Consider the following 20,162-nt stretch of genomic DNA (forward strand, 5'->3'; position numbering starts at 1 on the left):
CGTGAATGGTCGCGCCTTGGCAAAAGAATAAGAGGGATACACATGAAATTAGCCATTGTGACGGGTTGCCCTAATGGCATGGTGACCAGCGTGTTATGTGCCCGCTTGCTCGATGCCGCAGCGCAGCGCCAAGGGTGGAGTACCAGCGTTGAAGTGCATGACTCCAAGCGCCCGGAGCGTCAGTTGTCCAAAGCGACTATCGACGAAGCGCAGTGGGTGTTGGTAGTCAGCAGCACGCCATTAGACATGCAGCGTTTTATCGGTAAACGGGTATTTCAAAGCAGCCCGGCACAAGCCCTACACGATGTCGAAGCCGTGTTGTTGCGTGGTGTTAAAGAGGCTCAGGTGTATGTCGCCCCAAGCCTTGCTGTCGAAGAGGCTCCTGTTGGGGCAGGCCCTAAAATCGTCGCGATTACAGCTTGCCCGACCGGTGTGGCTCACACCTTTATGGCGGCCGAAGCGTTGCAACAGGCGGCCAAGCGTTTGGGTTACCAGTTGCAGGTCGAGACGCAGGGCTCGGTTGGCGCACGTAATCCGTTAAGTGCGCAGGCCATCAGCGAAGCCGACGTGGTGCTGTTGGCGGCCGACATTGATGTGCCGACCGATCGCTTTGCGGGCAAGAAAATATACCGCTGTGGGACGGGTATTGCGCTTAAGCAGTCTGAAGCCATCTTGAAAAAGGCATTAAGCGAAGGTCAGCAAGAAACCGCCGCAGCGGGCGGCTCGGCGCCAGCCAAACAGGAGAAAACTGGGGTCTATAAACACCTGCTAACCGGCGTGTCGTACATGTTGCCGATGGTGGTGGCGGGCGGTTTGTTGATCGCGTTGTCCTTTGTGTTTGGTATTAACGCCTATAAAGAAGAAGGCACTTTGGCTGCTGCACTGATGCAAATCGGCGGCGATGCAGCGTTCAAATTGATGGTCCCGCTGTTGGCGGGTTACATCGCCTACTCGATTGCCGACCGTCCTGGCTTGGCGCCAGGGATGATTGGCGGCTTGTTGGCTAGCACGTTAGGTGCTGGGTTTATTGGCGGGATCATTGCCGGGTTTATGGCTGGTTACTGCGCCAAAGCGATCAATCGTTATGCGCGTTTGCCGCAAAGCCTTGAGGCGTTGAAACCGATTTTGATCATCCCGTTATTTGCCAGCCTGTTTACCGGTCTGGTGATGATTTACGTGGTCGGTAAGCCCGTGGCTGGGATGCTTGAGGGCCTGACGCACTTCCTCGACAGCATGGGCACCACCAATGCGATCCTGCTGGGCGTATTGCTGGGCGGCATGATGTGCGTCGATTTGGGTGGGCCTATCAACAAAGCCGCGTATGCGTTTTCGGTAGGGTTACTGGCCTCGCAAAGTTATGCACCGATGGCAGCGACCATGGCTGCGGGCATGGTGCCTCCGATTGGTTTGGGCATTGCGACGCTGATTGCACGGCGCAAATTTGCCCAAACCGAACGCGAGGCGGGCAAGGCTGCGTTGGTGTTGGGCATGTGCTTTATTTCTGAAGGGGCGATCCCGTTTGCGGCCAAAGATCCTTTGCGGGTGATCCCGGCCAGCGTCGTGGGCGGCGCGTTGACGGGTGCGCTGTCGATGTACTTTGGCTGCAAACTGATGGCCCCGCACGGTGGCTTGTTTGTGATGTTGATCCCCAATGCCATCAACCATGCGTTGTTGTACTTACTGACGATTGTGGCGGGTAGCGTGGTCACGGCAGTGATCTATGCATTAATCAAACGCCCGGAGCCGGTGGACATAGCGTTAGAAACGGCGAAGGCTTGAGACCATAAGAGGCAAAAGATCGCGAGCAAGCTCGCTCCTACGGGTTTAGGCGCGTACAAAGCCTGTGTTTGGCCTTTATGCCGCGCTGCTTTTGCTTTTGTAGGAGCTGCCGAAGGCTGCGATCTTTTGATCTTTAAACGTCAAGATCAAAAGATCGCGAGGCAAGCTCGCTGCTACGGGGTTTGCGGCGCACTCAATACACGTCCCTGCGATAACGGCCTTGTTCAATCAGGCCTTGCACGGCTTCGGCGCCGAGCACTTCAGTCAGCGTCTCATCCACCCCCGAGGCCATGCCGTTTAGGCTGCCGCAGATGTATATCGCAGCACCGTCCGCAAGCCAGCGGCGTACCTCGTCAGCTTTTTCACGTAGGCGATCTTGTACGTAAACCTTCTGCGCCTGATCCCGTGAAAAGGCCAGGTCTAGTCGTGCTAAGTCGCCACTGGCCAACCAACCTTGCAGTTCTTCGCGGCAATAAAAGTCGTGCGCGATGTTTCGTTCGCCAAAGAACAACCAGTTCGGCTGCTGCCCCGCGGCAATGCGAGCTTTAAGCAAACTGCGCAACCCGGCCAGTCCAGTGCCATTACCCAACAAAATCAGCGGGCAAGGCTCTTCAGGTAGGTGGAAGCCGCTGTTGCGTCGCACACGCACGCTGATGGCTGCACCCAACGGTGCGTGTTCGGTCAGCCAGCCAGAGCCCAACCCCAAGCTGCCATCAGGGTGGCGCTCTTGGCGGACGATTAATTGCAGTACGCCGTCTTGAGGGATCGAGGCGATGGAATACTCGCGCTGGGTGAGCGGGATCAAGGCGTCCACCAGCGCTTGGGCGTGCAACCCGACCAAGTGCCCGCGACTTTCGGGTAACTGGCGGCTGGTCAGTGCCTGAGCCAAGGTTTCTTGCAGTCCGTCTAAGTGAACAAGGCTGTCTGCCGATAGGCCCAAACCCTCTAGTAAGTGCTCGACCGCCCACGGCGATTGGCGTGGCATGACTTCAACCAGATCGCCTGCTTGCCATGTGTCGCTGTGAGTAGGTGCGCTGAGTTCGAGCAGGTAAACCCCAGAACCGCTGCTGTCAGGGTTGAGCAGTTGGCGTTGTTCAAGCGTCCAGTTGTTGTAACTCGGTACTTGCCAGTTGGCGCTTGGGGCACCGCCTGTGAGTTGGCTGAGTTGTTGTTGCCAAAGGTGCAGCGCCACGGGGTCGCCGCTGTCGACTTGCACCGGGTTAAACAGCGATTGTGCGCCGCGCTCGATCAGCCATTGTTGAATACGAGTCGCAAAGCCGCAAAAGTGCGGATATTGACGATCACCCAAGGCCAGTACCGAGTACTTGAGGGCGTTGAGCCCAAGCGGCTGGCCGAGTAGTTTGCGTTCGAAGCCCCGAGCGCTGTCGGGCGCTTCACCGTCACCAAAGGTGCTGACGACAAACAGCGCATGGCTGCTGCGTTCTAAGTCATCTTCACTCAGGGCCGCCAGCGGCTGAACGCGCACCGGCATCCCCGCTGCCTGCAATTGACCGGCGGTCTGCCAGGCCAGTTGTTCGGCAAAGCCGCTTTGGCTGGCGAAGCCGATCAGCCACGACGAAGCCTCATTAGGGGCGTCGCTAAAGCCTTGGCGCGCCTGTTTGACCTGGTTTTTTTTACGGCGACGATCCAAGTACAACAACCAGCCGGTAATAAAGAACAACGGCATGGTTAGAGAGGCAACGGTAACCAAAATACGCCCGGTCATACCCCAGTAGCTCCCGGTATGCAGGGCGTAGATGCTGGTCAGCAACTGCGCTTTGTAGGTTTTTTCGTCATAGCGTTCGGCCTTTTTCACCACGCCGGTCGCAGGGTCGAGGCTGATCTGATTGAAGGCGCGATCATGGGGCGAGGTTTTCAACAGGTAAAAGACGGTTGCAGGTAGCCCCGCGGCAGGCGGTATCCGAATGTTGTAGTGGCTCAGGTCAGGCCCCGCGGTTTTCTGGATGCTGGCCCAGATCGCTTCATAATCAGCCACCAACGGTGCACCGCCAGCAGGTGGCCCGCCGCGCCCGCCTTTGCGTTGCTCTGCGTGCGGGTTGTCGGAGAACAGCTTTTGCAGCCCCTTGTTGTACCACTCGTAAGACCACGACAAGCCGGTCAGCGCGGCCAACAGGTAAAAAATCAGGCACCAAGTCCCGGCCACCGCGTGCAGGTCCCAGTTAAAGCTACGGCCTTTTTTCGCCCAATCCAGGGTCAGCCAAGCGCGCCAGTTCAGGGCTTTGCGCGGCCAGCGTAGGTAAAGGCCCGATAGGCAGAAGAACAACAACATCAAGGTACAGGCCCCAGTGATCTGGCGGCCGGTATCGCCGATGGCCAGAAAGCGGTGCAGGCGCAGCATCAGGTTGAAAAAGTCTAAACCCGTGACGTCGCCTTGGTAGTTACCCGTGTACGGGTCGGCGTGGCGCAATTGACCGCGGCGTTCGCCCGGTGGCGCCGTGAAGAAGATCCGTGAGGCGCTGTCACTGTCGACGGCGACCCACAGCATGGCAACTTGTTTGCCTTCAGTGGCCTCGACCTTGCGCACCAGCTCGGCGGGCGACAGCATGCCGCTGTCGAGTTTCTGAACCTTGAGCACTGTCGGGTTGAGCCACTCCACCAACTCATCTTGGAATGACACGATCGCGCCTGTAATGCCCATCAAGGCTAGGACCAGACCTGCGGTAATTCCGAAAAACCAGTGCAGCTGGAACAGGGTTTTCTTAAACACGACGACCGCCTTGCTCGCTCAATAGGTGGGGCTTTCACACAAAAGCCCCGGCCATTGAATGGACGGGGCTTGGTCACGACTTAACCGATTTAGAAGTGGACGCTGGTGGTCAACAACGCAGTACGACCGGCGGCCTGACTCGCGAAGTGGGTCGAGAAGGCTTTGTCGTAGTAGGTTTTGTCGGTCAGGTTTTGCACGTTCAGTTGCAAGTCAATGTTTTTGGTCAGCTTGTAGCTGGCCATTGCGTCATAGCGGGTGTAGGACGGCACGTAAACCGTGTTGGCGGTATCGCCATACACCTTGTCGACATAGAACGCACCGCCGCCGATGGTCAGCTTTGGCATGACTTCATAGGTTGTCCACAGGCTGAAGCTGTTTTTCGGGGTGTTAGGCATGTCGTTGCCTTTGTCCGAGCCCACGCCCACCACGCCATTACGACCTTTCAAACCGGAATCAACCAATTCGCTTTTGAGGTAGGTGTAGCCTGCAAAGACTTGCCACTTTTCAGTGATTTTGCCGCTGGCTGACAGCTCGATACCGTCAACTTGAGACTTACCGGCGTTTTGATACGTGAACGCGTCGGTCAGTACACGGGTGTTTTTCTTCTCAGTACGGAACACCGCAGCGGTCAGAGATACGCGGTCTTGGAGCACATCCCACTTAGTGCCCAACTCATAGTTGACGGTTTCTTCTGGTTCTAGATCGCTAACGCTGTTGGTAGTCACCAGCGGGTTGCCTTCTGCGCCTTCGCCCACCAGTGCCCCCGGCGGTGTGGCTGAAGTTGCGTAGGACGCATACACGCTGCCGTTATCCAACGGTTTCCAGACGAGCCCCGCCTGCCAGTTGAAGAAGTTGCTGTTGTTTTCAGCTTTGGTCCGACCACTCGCCCCATTGGTATTAGCCGTCACGTCGAACTGGTCGTAACGCAGCCCGGTGTTGAGCAGCCATTGAGGATCAAGTTCAAGGGTGTTGAACACGTACGCCGCTTTGGTGACGCCAATGGTGTTGGTGCCGTTGTAATTGCGTGTTTCAGTACCGGTCCATTCGTCGCCTGGGTTCGGGTTGGACAGCGAGGTGCACTGGCCGCCGCTGTTACCGACTTTGTCCGGGGTGCAAATAGGATTGTTGTTTGGGGTCACGGTGTAGCTGCTGGCGCGGGTTTCTTCACGGGTGAATTCGACGCCGGTGGAGTAGGTGTTCTTAAAGCCCGCCACGGTGAAATTACCAAATAGATCGGTCTGGTTGGTCGTGGTCTGGGTAGTCGTCACTCGGGTGTTGGCGCGACGCCACACGGTCCCGAACTGATTGACGTTGTGCTGGCTGTCGTCCGGCTGGGTCAGGATGTAGTCCTGGCCGGTGTTGCCGTGACGCAAGGTGTTCTTCACAGTCATCGAGTCATTGAAGTCGTGCTCGAACGAAATCGTGCTGATGTCGGCGCGAGTTTTACGGAAGTCACGGTCTTTGAGGCCGTAGAAGTTGCTGCTATTGCCGCCGTCGTCGGGTTTGTCGTTTACGTGAGCCGCCGTTCTGGCATTGCTGCTGTAGCCGTAAGGGATGCCGGAGTCTGGCAGGTCGTTGCTTTGCAGATGGTAGTAGCTGAGGTTCAGGCGGTTTTCAGTGCCTAAACCGAAGGTCAGCGACGGTGCAACGCCCCAGCGGTCGTAATTGATCGACTGACGACCGGCCACGTTTTGTTCGTGGCTCATCAGGTTCAAGCGGAACGCCGCGGTGTCTAGGAACTGGCGGTTAACGTCCACGGTGTAACGACGGGTTTGATCCGAACCGTAGGTAAAGCCGCCGTTAAGGAAGTCCCCCAGTTTTGGGGTCTTGCTGACTAGGTTCAAGCTGCCGCCAGCCGAGCCACGGCCTCCAAAGGAAGAGTTCGGGCCTTTGCTGACTTCGATGGATTCGATATCGAAAATTTCGCGGGTTTGGCCACCGGCGTCACGCACGCCATCGAGATAGATGTCGCCTTGAGCGTCAAAACCACGAATAAAGGGGCGGTCGCCTTGTGGGTTGCCGCCTTCGCCTGCGCCAAAGGTCACACCCGGAACGGTGCGCAATGCGTCTTGCAGCGAGATGGCTGCGGTGTCTTGCAGTACTTGCTGCGGGATCACAGTGACCGAGCGCGGCGTATCGACCAGCGGCGCGGTGTACTTCTGGGAGCTGGCTTTTTCGGTCTGATAAGACTGTTGCGTCTGCTCACCCGTTACCGTCGTTGCCCCCAAGGAAATGCTGTTGCCCTGTGCTTTGCTCTCAGTGCTTTCGGCAGCTTGAGCCATGTGGCTAGCAGACGTGGCAGTGATCGCTACACCGATGGCAGACGCCAGTAACCGCGGTGAGCTAACGGGTATTTTTATGAGTTGACGCGACATGTAACGATCCCTTCCCCAAGAGTTTGAGCGGCGGAATATAGTGCAAACAATTCCTCCTAACAATTGAGAGCAATTACTATTTGCGACAAATTTACATTCTTTACACTTTTGCTTTACGGATTTTTCACAGTCGATCGTCTTGGGGTTTCTAACAGCGTTTTACACAACCAATAAGAATCAATACCATTGGCATCTTTTTCCCAATCAGGTATCGCGTCATGCTGCTGCATATTCCCGGCTTGTTCTCCCGCGAAGAAGTCCAGCGCATCCGCGAGGCACTGCTCCAGACGGATTGGGCTGATGGGAAAATCACCGCCGGGTATCAGTCCGCCAAAGCCAAACACAACCTGCAATTGCCCGAAGGGCATCCACTGGCCAAAGAAATTGGCGCGGCGATGATTGACCGGCTGTGGCAAAACCCGCTGTTTATGTCAGCGGCGCTGCCGCACAAGGTCTTTCCACCGTTGGTCAATTGCTACACCGGCGGCGGGAGTTTTGACTTTCATATCGACAACGCTGTACGTCAGCCCAAAGGCAGCCCGGAGCGCGTGCGCACGGACTTATCGGCAACCCTGTTTTTCAGTAATCCCGAAGACTACGACGGCGGTGAGTTGGTGATCCAGGACACCTACGGCGTGCAGCAGATCAAGTTCCCTGCGGGCGATATGGTGCTGTATCCCGGCACCAGTTTGCACAAGGTCAACGCGGTCACTCGCGGCGCCCGCTTCGCGTCTTTTTTCTGGACCCAAAGCTTGGTGCGTGAAGACAGCCAGCGCACGTTGTTGTTTGAAATGGACACGGCTATCCAGCAACTGACCCGCGATGTGCCGGATCACCCCGCGTTAATTCAGCTCACGGGCACCTACCACAACCTGTTGCGTCGCTGGGTTGAGGTGTAAGGCATGGGCTTTCAATTGCAGCGCGAAGAGCTACTGAGTGGTGAGCAACTGCAGAGCATGCTGGCAGAGAACCCGGCACGTGCGGCGCAAGCTATTTTGCTAGCCGCCAAGCAAGGCATCCTTGAGGGGCAAGCTTTGCTGGGGCAAATTCTGCTTGAAGGGCAGGGGATTGAGCGCGACGAGGGTTTGGCCTTTCGCTGGTTTGGTATCGCCGCGCAGGGCGGCCATGTGATGGCGCGCAATATGCTTGGGCGATGCCTTGAGCATGGATGGGGTTGCACCGCAGACGAACGGGCGGCCGCGGGCCATTATCGAATGGCAGCCCAAGCCGGCCTTGATTGGGGGCTGTATAACTACGCCAACTTGTTGGCAACTGGGCGCGGAGTCGTGCAAGACCAGCACGCCGCCTTTGCGCTGTATCAAGAAGCCGCGCATTTGGGGCATGCCAAGTCCATGAACTTGCTCGGTCGTTACCTTGAAGACGGTCGTTATTGCCCGGCAGACTCACGGGCTGCGTGGAACTGGTACGAACGCTCCGCACACGCTGGTGATTTTCGCGGGCAATTCAGCCATGCCGCCGTACTGGCTGAGCGCGGAAATATTGAAGGTGCATTGCAGTGGCTTGAATGTGCTCTGGCCATTGGCAATCTAAAGTTTCTGCGGGTCAGTCGGGCGGCATTGCTTGAGGCTAAAGAGCCTAGCATCCGTGCCATGAGCGATGTGTATCAAGCGCGAATCAATACCTTGTTAAACAAAGCGTTGTAATAAACTTTTATTTACTGACAGCCCCTTCCTACATAGTATTTAAATACGTCTGATAGTTTGGCGCCAAGGTTTTAAGACTTTTCAATTTTGTAAATGTAGTTTTCTCACAGAGTGTGTGGGATTGCTCCAGTTGATTAATTCTTCTTAAAAAGTGATTGTGTTTAGACAGAATCACTCATTAAAAGGAATTAATATGCAAGGCATTGAAAACGCCGTTAGAGTTAAGCCGGGCGCGGGAAGTATTGATGAAAGTAGGCTGATTGAGGAAATGAGCACTCTAGAAGCTGCGGTGCATATACCATCGTTTTACATTCAAGTACTGGCAGGGGCAAAAGACAGTGCAGTCCCACAAAAAGAAATAGGTTTTATTATCAGGCGCAGCGATATTTTTGCGGTTCGGCAGTATGTGAGATATGCCAAGCTTTTACCGTTGGATATTAAGGTCATCACTGAAAAAGTGGGTGGCGTGCAGGGGGTAGAGCTAAACCCGAAAAATATTTTAGAGTTTCATCTAGACGTTGTAGCGCATGCGGACACTTGGGGTGAGTTAGAGCGCGCTACGAAAGAGCTCAGTCGAGAGCTGAATAAGTTCTCGGACGGGTTTTTAACTACTGGAAAAGCAATATTAGACATAATAGACAAAGTAGAGCTTGGCCGTTTCGTAACCGGTACGCTTGATGATCTGACAGACAAAGAAAAAGAGACGTTAGGCGATATCTTTTTCGATTTTGATGAGTTAAAGGCAGTGGATATCATCAAGGATTATGTGCTGGAGATTAAAGGCGTTACCGAAAGCTATATTAAAAAGGTGGACGGCGTCGGGGCCTTGGCTGCCGAATTTGAGCGTGTGCTGTCGGATCATCTCATTCATCAAATCAACCGCATACTTAAAGCCCACAGCGACAGTGGGGCGCTGACAGAGCATAAAGACATCGTTGAGCGCCTTCGAGAGTTGGAAATCGAAATCGAGGAGCTGCTTGCCGACTACAAGAGGCAGGTGGGGTACAGTTTTACAGGTTTGCCATTCGGCGCGGTCGGTCTGGCTGTCACGGGCGGAATATTTGGCTCGAAAGCTGAGTTAACACGGGCTCGAAAAAATGAACGGATTGCTGAGCGAAAAATATTGCTTAGCAAAAAGAAAGATCAAGAACGGCTTATTGCCCTGCTGGACCAATCTCACCAGTGCTTTGGAGATTTAAGAGGTCGCATGTTTGCAGCGGAACAAGGAGCGAAGCAGTTGGCGCAGGTCTGGGACTACATTGCCAAGTACCTAGGTGAGGCTGCTGAAGCGCTTGACGGTGTTGACACGTTCGTCAAGTTACATCAATTCAAACTGGATTTTAAACAGCTGTTAAATCCTTGGGCGCGCGTGAGTGATTACACGGTTCAAATATCCAATGCGTTTAATGATGCCCTCGAAGAATCTCGCTGAGTGAAAGGATTTGCTAATGAATATGGAAATTAAAGAGATACGTTATATTGCTCCGGACATGCAGGTTGTTCAGGGGGCGCTTAATAAATTTAATGAAGCGGCCGTTGGCGGCCGCTACAGTTTTATGCCGTCTTTGCAAGAGCGTCTATTGGTCTCGGCCAAATTATTGAGTAGTGATACTCGTGCCATTATTGATCACGTGCGCAGCCTCGAAGTTATCGTGGAGAGCACAAATATTAAGGCGATCATTGAACAATGGGTAGAGATTAAAGCATCTGGTATGCCCAACGCTGACTTAGACCCTGCCATCAGTCGGCTCGCAACGATGTATGACGAAAAAGCTGATCGCATTGTCAGTAAGGTTGAAGAATCAAAATATAAAGTAGCTCAGTGGGTAAATGAAGGCGAACACCTTAATCTGGAGCATTTTTCCGATCCCTTGCTGGCGTACGATGCGAAACGGCTCGCTGAGTTGGAAGAACAAGTCAGCGCATCAGTGGCGGAGAAGGATCTGCTGCGCGAGGATAAAAAAACTATTGTTGAAGCTATCAAAGTTCTGCAATCAAAATCGTGGGTTGATCATGTAAAAGAGCTGCTGCCGACGGCTGAGCAAATTGAGGTTTTAGTGGCAGCTGTTGTGGTTAGAAAAGTGGATGCTAACCTTGTTAAGGTTGCGCTTGAACGCGTCACCTTGTACGTAGATCTTATAAATGGCGGTTTAACATTTAACTCGCTGGCTGAGGCGCGCAATAAAATAACTGACAAGTTGACAGCCTTGAATGCGCAAGAAAAAATTCACGTGGCCGAGATTCATAAATTAAAAGAACGTCAAAATAATATGGTTATTTTTGAAGAGTTAGTTGGCGTGCGGACTCTCTGGGCTAGCAACATGCAGCTGGTCATTCAAGGGCTGGCGGTTTTCTTGGACGGTGTTCGCGCTGCGCGCACCTCGACGGAACAATCAATGCAACACCTCTATGCAGAGATGGCTGAATTTATGGCGTTTTTACGTCAGATCAGTCGGTAACAGATCATAAAAAACCTCCCCGGACCATCATCCGGGGAGGTGGAACAATCCCTACGTATTATAGGTAGAACGACTTCAGCGGCGGAAAGCCATTAAATTCAACGGCGCTGTAACTGGTGGTGTAGGCACCGGTCGACAACCAGTACAGACGATCACCGATGGCCAAGTTTAATGGCAGCCCGTACTTGTAGTTTTCATACATGATGTCGGCGCTGTCGCAGGTTGGCCCGGCGATCACCACTTCTTCCATCTCGCCTTTCTTTTCGGTCCAGATCGGGAACTTGATGGCTTCGTCCATGGTTTCGATCAGACCAGAGAATTTGCCCACATCGGTATATACCCAGCGCTCAACCGCTGTGCGTGATTTACGTGCGACCAGCACCACTTCACTGACCAGAATCCCGGCGTTAGCGATTAGCGAACGGCCTGGCTCTAGGATGATTTCTGGCAGGTCATCGCCGAAATCTTCCTTCAAGAAACGAATGATCTCTTCGGCGTAGGTTTCTAGGCTGTTGGTGCGGGTAATGTAGTTGGCCGGGAAACCACCGCCCATGTTGATCAGCTTGAGAACAATGCCGTCTTCTTCTTTCAGGCGTTCGAAGATCACCTTAACTTTGGCGATGGCCGCATCCCACACGCTAATATCACGCTGTTGCGAACCCACGTGGAACGAAATGCCATAAGGCACTAAGCCTAGGTCGCGGGCCAGAATCAACAGGTCCATGGCCATGTCGGTTTGGCAGCCGAATTTGCGCGACAGTGGCCAGTCTGCGGTGGTCGAGCCTTCGGTCAAAATACGCACGTAGACTTTCGAGCCAGGAGCAGCCTTAGCGATATTACGCAGGTCGGCTTCGGAGTCAGTGGAGAACAGGCGCACGCCTTTCTCGTAGAAATAACGAATGTCTTTGGATTTTTTGATGGTGTTGCCGTAGCTGATGCGATCTGGCCCGACGCCTTGAGCCATCACTTTGTCCAACTCATAGATCGACGCGATGTCGAAGCTCGAGCCTTTGTCGCGCAGCAAATTGATGATTTCAACCGCTGGGTTGGCCTTGACCGCGTAGTAGACCTTGGCGAACTCGAAACCTGCACGCAGGTCGTCGTATGCCTGGCTGATCATGGCGGTGTCGATCACCACGAACGGGGTTTCTTGGGTGTCAGCGAAAGCCTTCATTTTTTGAAAGGTTTCGCGCGCAAAGTATTCTTCGACCTTGATCGACATACGTAGGACTCCTAGTGGCAAACGTCATAAATAAATGGGTGCAAATGAACATCCTCCGTATCCCCACTTTGGTTCGCCTACTTCCCAAGGCATGTCCGCCGAAAGCAAAAAAGGTAAATGAACCTTGCTGTCTCGTCGTCAGTACTTGAGCCGGATGGATCGTTTCCAGCATGGATGTTCGGCGCGAACTGTAGGGCGTGACTGCGCTCAGATCAACTAAAAATGTCGCGTTTTTATAAGCCTGAGTCATGGGGGCCAAGGTGAGCTATTTAAGTAACCGACCTTGATGACGGTGTGATGTTCCGCACGGCATAAATTGAGGTGTCATGCCCAACGAATGTAGGGGAGGGGTTACGCCTGAGTTTTGGTCAAAAACGGGCTAAGTCTGTAGTCGCTGACGAGGCACAAAGGCTGCGATCAACTGCTACCAGTCATCGGGTGCATCTCTATTTTTGTAGGAGCTGGCGCAGCCTGCGATCTTTAGATCTTCTACCGCAACATCAAAAGATCGCAGCCTGCGGCAGCTCCTACGCGCGATCTTTAAGGGATCAAAAGATCGCGAACAAGGGAAGGGGGAGTTACACCTGAGCTAATTCCGCAGGGGACACAATGCTGGTTTTGGCCCCGCGTGAACGGCCCGAGCTGAGGTAAGCGGCAATGGACTCCTGTGTCACTTCACCCAGGAACACGCGCTCAGCATCCATTACAGGCAGCCACGAACGGTTGAACTCATACATGCGCGAAAGCAGGATGCGCAAGTGTTCGTCGTAAGCCGCAGTGGCGTTGAACTCACGCAGGTATTGACCGCATGTACCGGTTTGGCGATGCAGGTCACGACGACGCACATACCCCAGGGCCTTATTATCGGCATCGGTGACGACGACATAGCGGCGGTCAAGTTCGTCCATCAGTTCCAGCGCTTCGGCGACTGGCGTTTCTGGGCTAACCGATGGCGCGTTGTCGGCCGCGTCTTCAGCTTTGACCAGCAGCAAACGCTTGAGTGTGCTGTCTTGGCCCACAAAGTTGCTGACAAACTCGTCTGCAGGGTGTGCGAGCAACGTATCCGGGTGGTCCATCTGCAACAGTTTGCCGCCGCGGAAGATAGCGATTTTATCGCCCAGCTTGATCGCTTCGTCGATGTCGTGGCTGACCATGATCACGGTCTTGTTCAGCGCGCGCTGCATCTCGAAGAACTCGTTCTGGATCATCTCGCGGTTGATCGGGTCGACCGCACCGAACGGCTCATCCATCAATAACAGCGGGGCTTCTGCGGCCAAGGCGCGAATCACGCCGATGCGCTGTTGCTGACCACCCGACAGTTCACGCGGGTAACGGTGCAGGTACTGCTTGGGTTCAAGCTTGATCATGCTCATCAGTTCGCGGGCACGGTCATGGCACTTTTGCTTGTCCCAGCCAAGGAGACGAGGTACCACGGTGATGTTTTCTTCGATGGTCATGTTCGGAAACAGACCGATCTGCTGAATCACATAGCCTATGTTGCGGCGCAACATGACCGGATCGAGGCCGGTGGTGTCTTCGCCGTTGATCAGAATTTTGCCGGAAGTCGGCATGATCAGGCGGTTGATCATTTTCAACGTGGTGCTTTTACCGCAACCCGATGGCCCAAGGAATACGCAGATTTCGCCTTCGTTGACGGTCAGGCTTACCGAGTCCACGGCTTTGACATCTTTGCCGTTGCTTTGGAAGGTTTTGCTGAGGTTTTGAAGTTCGATCATTTCAGTAATCCTTTTGGAGTCAACGAGCGTTGTAGCCATTGCAAAAGCAGGTCTGCGACGATAGCCAGCACGCTGACCAGTACCGCGCCGACAATCAGCATCGACATATCACTACGGCTGATTGCAGCCAGAATAAGTACACCCAAACCGCCCGCGCCGATAGTGGCAGCGATGGTCATAACACCGATGTTCATGACCACGGCGGTACGCACGCCTGCCAAGATCACCGGTACGGCGATAGGCAGTTCAACCATGCGCAAACGCTGATTGAAGGTCATGCCGATACCGCGAGCGGCCTCACGAATACCCGGCTCTACACCCGTGAGGGCCAAGTAGGTGTTACGCATAATCGGCAGCAGCGAGTACAAAAACACGGCGGTAATCGCGGGCATTGGGCCTAAGCCTTGGCCGAACTTTGAGTAGAACGGCAACAACAGGCCAAACAGGGCAATCGAGGGGATAGTGAGCATCACCGTGGCGCTGGCCTGCATGGGGCCTGCCAGCGACGGGAAGCGGGTCATCAGCACGCCAAGTGGCACGCCGACGACGATGGCCAGGGTCACGGCAATGCCGACCAAGGTGATGTGTTGCCATGTCAAATGTGCGACAAGCGACCAATCCATATGGGAAAAGGCGTCTAGAAAGTCCATGTCTTCTCCTTAGTTAATGGGATGTTCGCGCAAAAAATCAGCGGCGACCTTGGACGGGCTTTCGTGATTCACGTCGACCCGCGCGTTGAGCTGGCGCATGGTTTCATCGTCAAACAGTTCGGCCAGCGGCTTGAGCAAACCTTCGAGGTCCGGGTGCTGGTCTAGGAAGGCTTTACGCACAACCGGGGCGGCGGTGTAGTCCGGGAAGTACTTGAGGTCATCGTTTAGCAGCTTGAGGTTGAACGCATTCAAACGACCGTCGGTGGTGTACACCAGCCCTGCAAACACTTGGCCGTTTTTAAGGGCGGTGTAGACCAGACCCGCGTCCATCTGACGAATGTTTTTGCGCGTCAGGTCCATGTTGTACAGCTCGACCATGCCTTTGAGGCCGTCGGAGCGGTTGGCAAACTCGGTGTCGAGTGCCACTAACGCGCCTTTGTTTTCCGGATCGCGCAGCGCCTTATCCAGATCGCTGATGGTGTTGATGTCTGGATATTCTTCAGCCACCTTTTCTGGCAACGCCAAGGCGTAGGTATTGCTGAATTTAGACGGGGTCAGCCAGATCAGTCCTTGTTTGGCATCAACGTCTTTTACACGGTTGTAGGCGTCTTCTTTGTCGAGCTTCTCAGTGATGTGGTTGTAAGCCACCAGCGACACGCCGGTGTATTCCCACATCAAATCCAATTGCCCGCTCTCTTGAGCGCTACGTGCCAAACTGCTGCCTAAGCCACCGGTCACTTGGGCGTTGTAGCCCTTACTTTTGAGGTACTGCGAAGTGATTTCAGCGAGCAGGGTTTGCTCGGTGAATACCCGCGCACCAATGCGGATTGTGGGTTTATCTGCGGCTTGGACAATGCCTGCAAAGAGCAGGATGCAGCCTAATAACACGCTAATTTTCTTCATCATTTTCCTTTCCTCAGCCCGACCTTATGCAGGTCGCAGACCTCGTTCCAACCAGCGGCGGCTGATGAGAATCACCAAGCCGTCAAGCAGCAATGCCAAGAGCGCGGTGCAGGCTGCGCCGAGGATCAATTGCGGCTGATTGTTAAGAGCGATGCCAGGGAAAATCAGACTGCCCAGGCTGTTGGCGCCGATCAGGAAGGCCAGCGGTGCAGTACCGACGTTGATCGCCAGTGCAACCCGCACGCCGCCCATGATGATGGGTACGGCATTGGGCAATTCAACGCGCCACAACACTTGGCGTGGGGTCATGCCGATACCGACAGCTGCTTCTTTAAGTGAAGCCGGAACGTTTTTCAGGCCTTCATAGGTGTTACGCACAATGGGCAACAATGAGGCGAGAAACAGGGCGAAGATCGCAGGCCCGCTACCGATCCCCAGAAAACCTAGGGCAATTGCCAGAACTGCAAGCGGTGGAACCGTGTTACCAATGTTGAAGACCTGCATGAAACGCTCTGCATGCGAGGCCATCGACGGACGGCTTAAGAAAATGCCGGCGGGTATTCCCACAAGGAGGGCGATGAACATTGAAGCGAGTACGAGGTACAGGTGGGCTTGCAGGTAGAACAACAGATCATCTTGATAGTGTTCGATAGTGCTTATGCCGATCCAGTGGACCAACAGGGCCAGGACCGCAGCAACGGCTACGCATCCTATAAGCCCTTTACCATAGCGATTAGCCATAGGCGGACTCCTTTTTTAGTCGGCGGACACATTCCCCTGTGGCAATGCCATTTCTGGCTGCCGAGAAGGTATTCGCGAAGAGCAACAGGTGATGGCTATATGCCTAAAGGACCTGTCATTAACGTAGCCTCGTCAGACTAACTTGCTGATAATTCAGCCTCTGACGCTTTGTCGTATCAGAGCAGTGGACGCCTCCACTGTTTAAAAGGTTCACATTTTTTACGGCACTTTGCCACCCTTGATCGACGAGCAAAGCTGCGAACGGTGGCTGCAAGCCCCTGATTTAGGCTATAATCCGCGCCCTTTTTTGAATCAATCGTCAGGCGATTTCCCATGACCCATCAGGCCGCAGAAGTCGCGAAACGCCGCACTTTCGCTATTATTTCCCACCCCGATGCGGGTAAAACCACCATCACAGAAAAGCTTCTATTGATGGGTAAGGCGATTGCTGTCGCCGGTACGGTGAAATCGCGTAAGTCCGACCGCCATGCCACCTCCGACTGGATGGAAATGGAGAAACAACGGGGTATTTCGATTACCACGTCGGTCATGCAGTTTCCGTATCGCGACCACATGATCAACCTGCTCGACACCCCGGGCCACGAAGACTTCTCGGAAGACACCTATCGCACATTGACTGCGGTCGACTCGGCACTGATGGTGCTTGACGGCGGTAAGGGTGTAGAGCCGCGGACCATCGCCCTGATGGACGTTTGCCGTCTGCGTGACACGCCGATTGTCAGCTTTATCAACAAACTCGACCGCGACATTCGTGATCCGATTGAGCTGCTGGACGAAATCGAAGCGGTTCTGAAAATCAAGGCTGCACCGATCACTTGGCCGATTGGCTGCTACCGTGACTTCAAAGGTGTTTACCACCTGGCTGACGACTACATCATTGTCTATACCGCCGGACACGGTCATGAACGCACCGAAACCAAAATCATCGAAAAGCTTGATTCCGACGAAGCCCGCGCCCACTTGGGCGACGAGTACGATCGCTTTGTTGAGCAGCTTGAACTGGTGCAGGGCGCTTGCCATGAGTTCAACCAGCAGGAGTTCATCGACGGTCAATTAACACCAGTGTTCTTCGGTACAGCGTTGGGCAACTTTGGGGTCGATCACGTGCTGGACGCCGTGGTCAACTGGGCGCCTATGCCTTTGGCCCGTGTGGCCAACGAGCGCGTGGTGGAGCCGGTTGAAGAAAAATTCACCGGCTTCGTGTTCAAGATTCAGGCGAATATGGACCCGAAACACCGCGACCGTATTGCCTTTATGCGCATTTGCTCGGGTAAGTACGAAAAAGGCATGAAGATGCGCCACGCGCGTACAGGCAAAGACGTGCGCATCGGCGATGCCCTGACCTTTTTCTCCTCCGAGCGTGAACAGCTCGAAGAAGCCTACGCAGGCGACATCATCGGCTTACACAACCACGGCACCATCCAGATCGGTGACACCTTCACCGAGGGTGAAAACCTGAGCTTCACCGGTATTCCACACTTCGCCCCCGAACTGTTTCGTCGCGTGCGTCTGCGCGACCCGCTCAAGTCCAAGCAATTGCGTCAAGGGTTACAGCAGTTGGCCGAAGAGGGCGCAACCCAAGTGTTCTTCCCTGAGCGCAGCAACGACATCATCTTGGGCGCTGTCGGTGTGCTGCAATTCGACGTGGTCGCGAGCCGCTTGAAGGAAGAGTACAAAGTGGAATGCTCCTACGAGCCAATCACCGTGTACTCGGCGCGCTGGATTGATAGCAGCGATAAAAAGAAGATGGAAGAGTTCTGCAACAAAGCGGTCGAAAACTTGGCGGTGGACGGCGGTGGGCACTTGACCTATCTGGCTCCGACCCGTGTCAACCTAGCGCTGATGGAAGAGCGCTGGCCAGACATCAACTTCCGCGCGACACGTGAGCATCACTAAGATAGGCGTTGAGTCTGCTATCTCTGTTTTTTCAGGGATAGCAGATTTATTTTTTTATAACGGATGCCAACTATTTTTTTTATTAAATCTTCAGCGCTGTCGCTAGTGCTATCAGTGCGTGACTTGTCGCTTTTAAACCCTCCAATATGGACTCGATCTGGGTAAAAGAAGTACTTGCCAATCGGAGGGTAGTTTGAAGAGTGTTGGGTTTAAGTCCTTTGTCAATTTCGTTTAGAAACAGTAAGAGTCGCGAGCATGTTAAGCCGAGGGCGCTACCAGTCTGGCGAACGTTAATATTCAGATTGCGCAGCTCTTTTAAATAAGTTTTCTGTTGGTTGTCAGTGTTGAAAAGCATTAAAGAATCAGGCAAGTAAAACAATGGGAGGATGAGGGCTGATAATCCATCATGATAGTAAATTGAAAGTTTTGATGCGGAGGGATGGCACTGACAGATAGGCGTTTGTAGTAAGTTGATGAAGTGGGTTAAAAGTGAGTGTGAGGTATTTGAATCCTCCGTCAGCATCTGATTGAATAAGGTGGCAGTGAATGCACATTCTTCTATAAGTGAACGTAGATTGTCTATAAGTTCTCTGATGTCTGAATGATGAAGTTTTACATGCGTGCCTGAGGTGATAGGCGTAAAGTTCTGGGGAGGGAGGTCCTTAAGTGTTATGGCGTGTGCAGAGTTTGAAGGTTGCATAACTTCATGTTCAAACTCCTGCAAAAACATCTTTGTCCTGCTGAAGCATCGCTGAGTATTTTAGGTGCAGCCTGAGCGGCAAGGACAATATCGTCGAAAGAGGGTTTTGCAGCGGTTTTTTCTGTGGATATCTCAGAGTTCATAGTTAGCCTTATGGGTGAAAAGCTGTCAGGTGCAAACGTTATGTTGGTTTTTTGCTGAAGGAATATCAATGTGTTGATAAATACCCTAGACCAATAATGTATTAATTCAAAAGATATAATATTTGGCGGGGTTTGGTGTTTCGATTGTTTGGGTGGCGTGGTGAAATGCCTGAGTTCTACGTTAACTGTTTGATTATTATGGCTGTACTTTATGTTGTGTAAGGATTCAACGCGTATGGAGAACTAAGGTGGCGGCATATTTTCTATAGTGGCTACATCTAGGGGGTGCACATCTTACACTTTGTATCTGTCTAGATTGGATCAGTGAGTGTCTGAAACTGACGAAGTTGAAAAAAATGATGAGTATCATTAGCCGCTCGTCGTGGCGATCAGGTGTGGCAGTTATAAGGCATCAATTGTGATTTTCAGTCTCATTAATATCCATAAGTGTGCGAAAGATTCTCCTTAGGGGATGATCATGAAACGGTTGGGTAATACCTATATAGAGAGTCGTAGGGTTTTTTTGATCGTGAAGTCCTACAAAAAAGTTTTAACCCACTGTCAGTATACTCACTGAATCTGTAGGTGTTTTTTCTGTTTTCTTTGTGGCGACTGGCTTTCTTTGTTATTTAATTTAATATTTTTGTATGTCTCTGCAGTAAGCGATGTTAAGCAGTAGGGGCTTAAATAAACGTATTGATGCCGTGATGTTCACGGCGAAAAAGGACATAAAAAATGGATGGATTCGATGATACGTCTGGCTTAAAAGCCGGCGTGAGAGGTACTGACATACGTACAGTTGAAGACGATGTCGAAATACTGAATAAGCAACGCGGGTTCGTTTCTCCGCGCTCACGAGCTGACTGGGCCGATGCGCACGCAAAAGATGAAAAGCAGAAGTTGGGGGGGCTGAGTCTCAGTTCGAGCTTTTCACAAGGCAAGCCTCCCAAGCCACCCGTCCGTACGCCGTTGAAACCACAGGTGGGTGTGCCTCCGAAATCACCGGTGGGCGTGCCTCCGAAATCACCGGTGGGCGTGCCTCCGAAATCACCGGTGGGCGTGCCTCCGAAACCACCGGTGGGCGTGCCTCCGAAACCACCGGTGGGTGTACCTCCGAAACCACCGGTGGGTGCGCCTCCGAACCC

15 protein-coding genes are annotated in these 20,162 nt (G+C 53.3%); 6 read left to right on the forward strand and 9 right to left on the reverse strand.

Features of this window, described 5'->3' with window-relative positions; translation table 11 throughout:
- The first annotated feature begins 42 nt into the window (after positions 1-42).
- Entirely contained in the window at positions 43-1,779 is a 1,737-nt protein-coding gene (locus AQS70_RS20580) for a PTS fructose-like transporter subunit IIB (RefSeq protein ID WP_055104583.1), read from the forward strand.
- Positions 1,780-1,972: 193 nt separating this feature from the next.
- Here the strand turns inward: AQS70_RS20580 and AQS70_RS20585 are convergent, their stop codons facing one another.
- Together AQS70_RS20585 and AQS70_RS20590 are read right to left on the reverse strand one after the other, a co-directional pair.
- Positions 1,973-4,507 (reverse strand): sulfite reductase flavoprotein subunit alpha, encoded by a 2,535-nt coding sequence (locus AQS70_RS20585; protein WP_055104584.1) that lies wholly within the window; start codon positions 4,505-4,507, stop codon positions 1,973-1,975.
- 89 nt (positions 4,508-4,596) lie between these two features.
- Positions 4,597-6,882, reverse strand: coding sequence for a TonB-dependent receptor (locus tag AQS70_RS20590; protein WP_055104585.1), 2,286 nt, complete (start codon positions 6,880-6,882; stop codon positions 4,597-4,599).
- A 218-nt stretch (positions 6,883-7,100) separates the two neighbouring features.
- On the opposite strand from AQS70_RS20590, the gene AQS70_RS20595 reads away from it, so the two are divergent.
- The 4 genes from AQS70_RS20595 (at position 7,101) to AQS70_RS20610 (ending at position 11,005) form a co-directional block, all read left to right on the forward strand.
- Complete coding sequence (locus AQS70_RS20595; RefSeq protein WP_055104586.1) at positions 7,101-7,781, forward strand: Fe2+-dependent dioxygenase; 681 nt, start codon at positions 7,101-7,103, stop codon at positions 7,779-7,781.
- A gap of 3 nt (positions 7,782-7,784) precedes the next feature.
- Positions 7,785-8,546 (forward strand): tetratricopeptide repeat protein, encoded by a 762-nt coding sequence (locus tag AQS70_RS20600; protein ID WP_055104587.1) that lies wholly within the window; start codon positions 7,785-7,787, stop codon positions 8,544-8,546.
- A 193-nt stretch (positions 8,547-8,739) separates the two neighbouring features.
- The gene (locus AQS70_RS20605; protein WP_055104588.1) at positions 8,740-9,978 is read left to right on the forward strand and encodes an alpha-xenorhabdolysin family binary toxin subunit A; all 1,239 of its coding nucleotides are present in this window, start codon (positions 8,740-8,742) and stop codon (positions 9,976-9,978) included.
- A gap of 16 nt (positions 9,979-9,994) precedes the next feature.
- Entirely contained in the window at positions 9,995-11,005 is a 1,011-nt protein-coding gene (locus AQS70_RS20610; RefSeq protein ID WP_055104589.1) for an alpha-xenorhabdolysin family binary toxin subunit B, read from the forward strand.
- Positions 11,006-11,063: 58 nt separating this feature from the next.
- Here the strand turns inward: AQS70_RS20610 and AQS70_RS20615 are convergent, their stop codons facing one another.
- The 5 genes from AQS70_RS20615 to AQS70_RS20635 all read right to left on the reverse strand — a co-directional run bounded on the left by AQS70_RS20615 (position 11,064) and on the right by AQS70_RS20635 (position 16,257).
- Positions 11,064-12,227, reverse strand: a complete 1,164-nt coding sequence (locus AQS70_RS20615) for a type III PLP-dependent enzyme (RefSeq protein ID WP_055104590.1) — start codon at positions 12,225-12,227, stop codon at positions 11,064-11,066.
- A gap of 578 nt (positions 12,228-12,805) precedes the next feature.
- Entirely contained in the window at positions 12,806-13,963 is a 1,158-nt protein-coding gene (locus tag AQS70_RS20620; RefSeq protein WP_055104591.1) for an osmoprotectant ABC transporter ATP-binding protein OsmV, read from the reverse strand.
- Positions 13,960-14,613, reverse strand: a complete 654-nt coding sequence (locus tag AQS70_RS20625) for an ABC transporter permease (protein ID WP_055104592.1) — start codon at positions 14,611-14,613, stop codon at positions 13,960-13,962. Before AQS70_RS20625 ends, AQS70_RS20620 begins: the two co-directional genes overlap by 4 nt.
- A 9-nt stretch (positions 14,614-14,622) precedes the next feature.
- Positions 14,623-15,516: a glycine betaine ABC transporter substrate-binding protein gene (locus tag AQS70_RS20630; protein WP_055104593.1), complete on the reverse strand. Its 894-nt coding sequence runs from the start codon at positions 15,514-15,516 to the stop codon at positions 14,623-14,625.
- 24 nt (positions 15,517-15,540) lie between these two features.
- Positions 15,541-16,257 carry an ABC transporter permease gene (locus tag AQS70_RS20635; RefSeq protein WP_055104594.1) on the reverse strand — a complete coding sequence of 239 codons (717 nt, stop codon included), beginning with the start codon at positions 16,255-16,257 and terminating at the stop codon, positions 15,541-15,543.
- Between the two features lie 333 nt (positions 16,258-16,590).
- On the opposite strand from AQS70_RS20635, the gene AQS70_RS20640 reads away from it, so the two are divergent.
- Positions 16,591-18,174: a peptide chain release factor 3 gene (locus tag AQS70_RS20640; protein ID WP_055104595.1), complete on the forward strand. Its 1,584-nt coding sequence runs from the start codon at positions 16,591-16,593 to the stop codon at positions 18,172-18,174.
- Between the two features lie 82 nt (positions 18,175-18,256).
- On the opposite strand, the gene AQS70_RS20645 is transcribed toward AQS70_RS20640, so the two are convergent.
- Both AQS70_RS20645 and AQS70_RS23960 read right to left on the reverse strand, forming a co-directional pair.
- On the reverse strand, positions 18,257-18,904 hold the full coding sequence (locus AQS70_RS20645; RefSeq protein ID WP_055104596.1) for a hypothetical protein: 648 nt from the start codon (positions 18,902-18,904) through the stop codon (positions 18,257-18,259).
- A gap of 796 nt (positions 18,905-19,700) precedes the next feature.
- On the reverse strand, positions 19,701-20,162 hold a 462-nt coding region (locus AQS70_RS23960), incomplete at its 5' end, for a hypothetical protein (RefSeq protein WP_206542152.1).

Origin of the sequence: Pseudomonas endophytica (assembly GCF_001411475.1) — a bacterium.
GTDB lineage: Bacteria > Pseudomonadota > Gammaproteobacteria > Pseudomonadales > Pseudomonadaceae > Aquipseudomonas > Aquipseudomonas endophytica.

Excerpts from the sequence above, each read along its gene's own strand:
- AQS70_RS20580 (WP_055104583.1), top strand. The coding sequence starts at position 43 with ATGAAATTAGCCATTGTGACGGGTTGCCCTAATGGCATGGTGACCAGC.
- AQS70_RS20590 (WP_055104585.1), bottom strand. The coding sequence starts at position 6,882 with ATGTCGCGTCAACTCATAAAAATACCCGTTAGCTCACCGCGGTTACTG.
- AQS70_RS20595 (WP_055104586.1), top strand. The coding sequence starts at position 7,101 with ATGCTGCTGCATATTCCCGGCTTGTTCTCCCGCGAAGAAGTCCAGCGC.
- AQS70_RS20600 (WP_055104587.1), top strand. The coding sequence starts at position 7,785 with ATGGGCTTTCAATTGCAGCGCGAAGAGCTACTGAGTGGTGAGCAACTG.
- AQS70_RS20605 (WP_055104588.1), top strand. The coding sequence starts at position 8,740 with ATGCAAGGCATTGAAAACGCCGTTAGAGTTAAGCCGGGCGCGGGAAGT.
- AQS70_RS20610 (WP_055104589.1), top strand. The coding sequence starts at position 9,995 with ATGAATATGGAAATTAAAGAGATACGTTATATTGCTCCGGACATGCAG.
- AQS70_RS20615 (WP_055104590.1), bottom strand. The coding sequence starts at position 12,227 with ATGTCGATCAAGGTCGAAGAATACTTTGCGCGCGAAACCTTTCAAAAA.
- AQS70_RS20620 (WP_055104591.1), bottom strand. The coding sequence starts at position 13,963 with ATGATCGAACTTCAAAACCTCAGCAAAACCTTCCAAAGCAACGGCAAA.
- AQS70_RS20625 (WP_055104592.1), bottom strand. The coding sequence starts at position 14,613 with ATGGACTTTCTAGACGCCTTTTCCCATATGGATTGGTCGCTTGTCGCA.
- AQS70_RS20630 (WP_055104593.1), bottom strand. The coding sequence starts at position 15,516 with ATGAAGAAAATTAGCGTGTTATTAGGCTGCATCCTGCTCTTTGCAGGC.
- AQS70_RS20635 (WP_055104594.1), bottom strand. The coding sequence starts at position 16,257 with ATGGCTAATCGCTATGGTAAAGGGCTTATAGGATGCGTAGCCGTTGCT.
- AQS70_RS20640 (WP_055104595.1), top strand. The coding sequence starts at position 16,591 with ATGACCCATCAGGCCGCAGAAGTCGCGAAACGCCGCACTTTCGCTATT.
- AQS70_RS20645 (WP_055104596.1), bottom strand. The coding sequence starts at position 18,904 with ATGTTTTTGCAGGAGTTTGAACATGAAGTTATGCAACCTTCAAACTCT.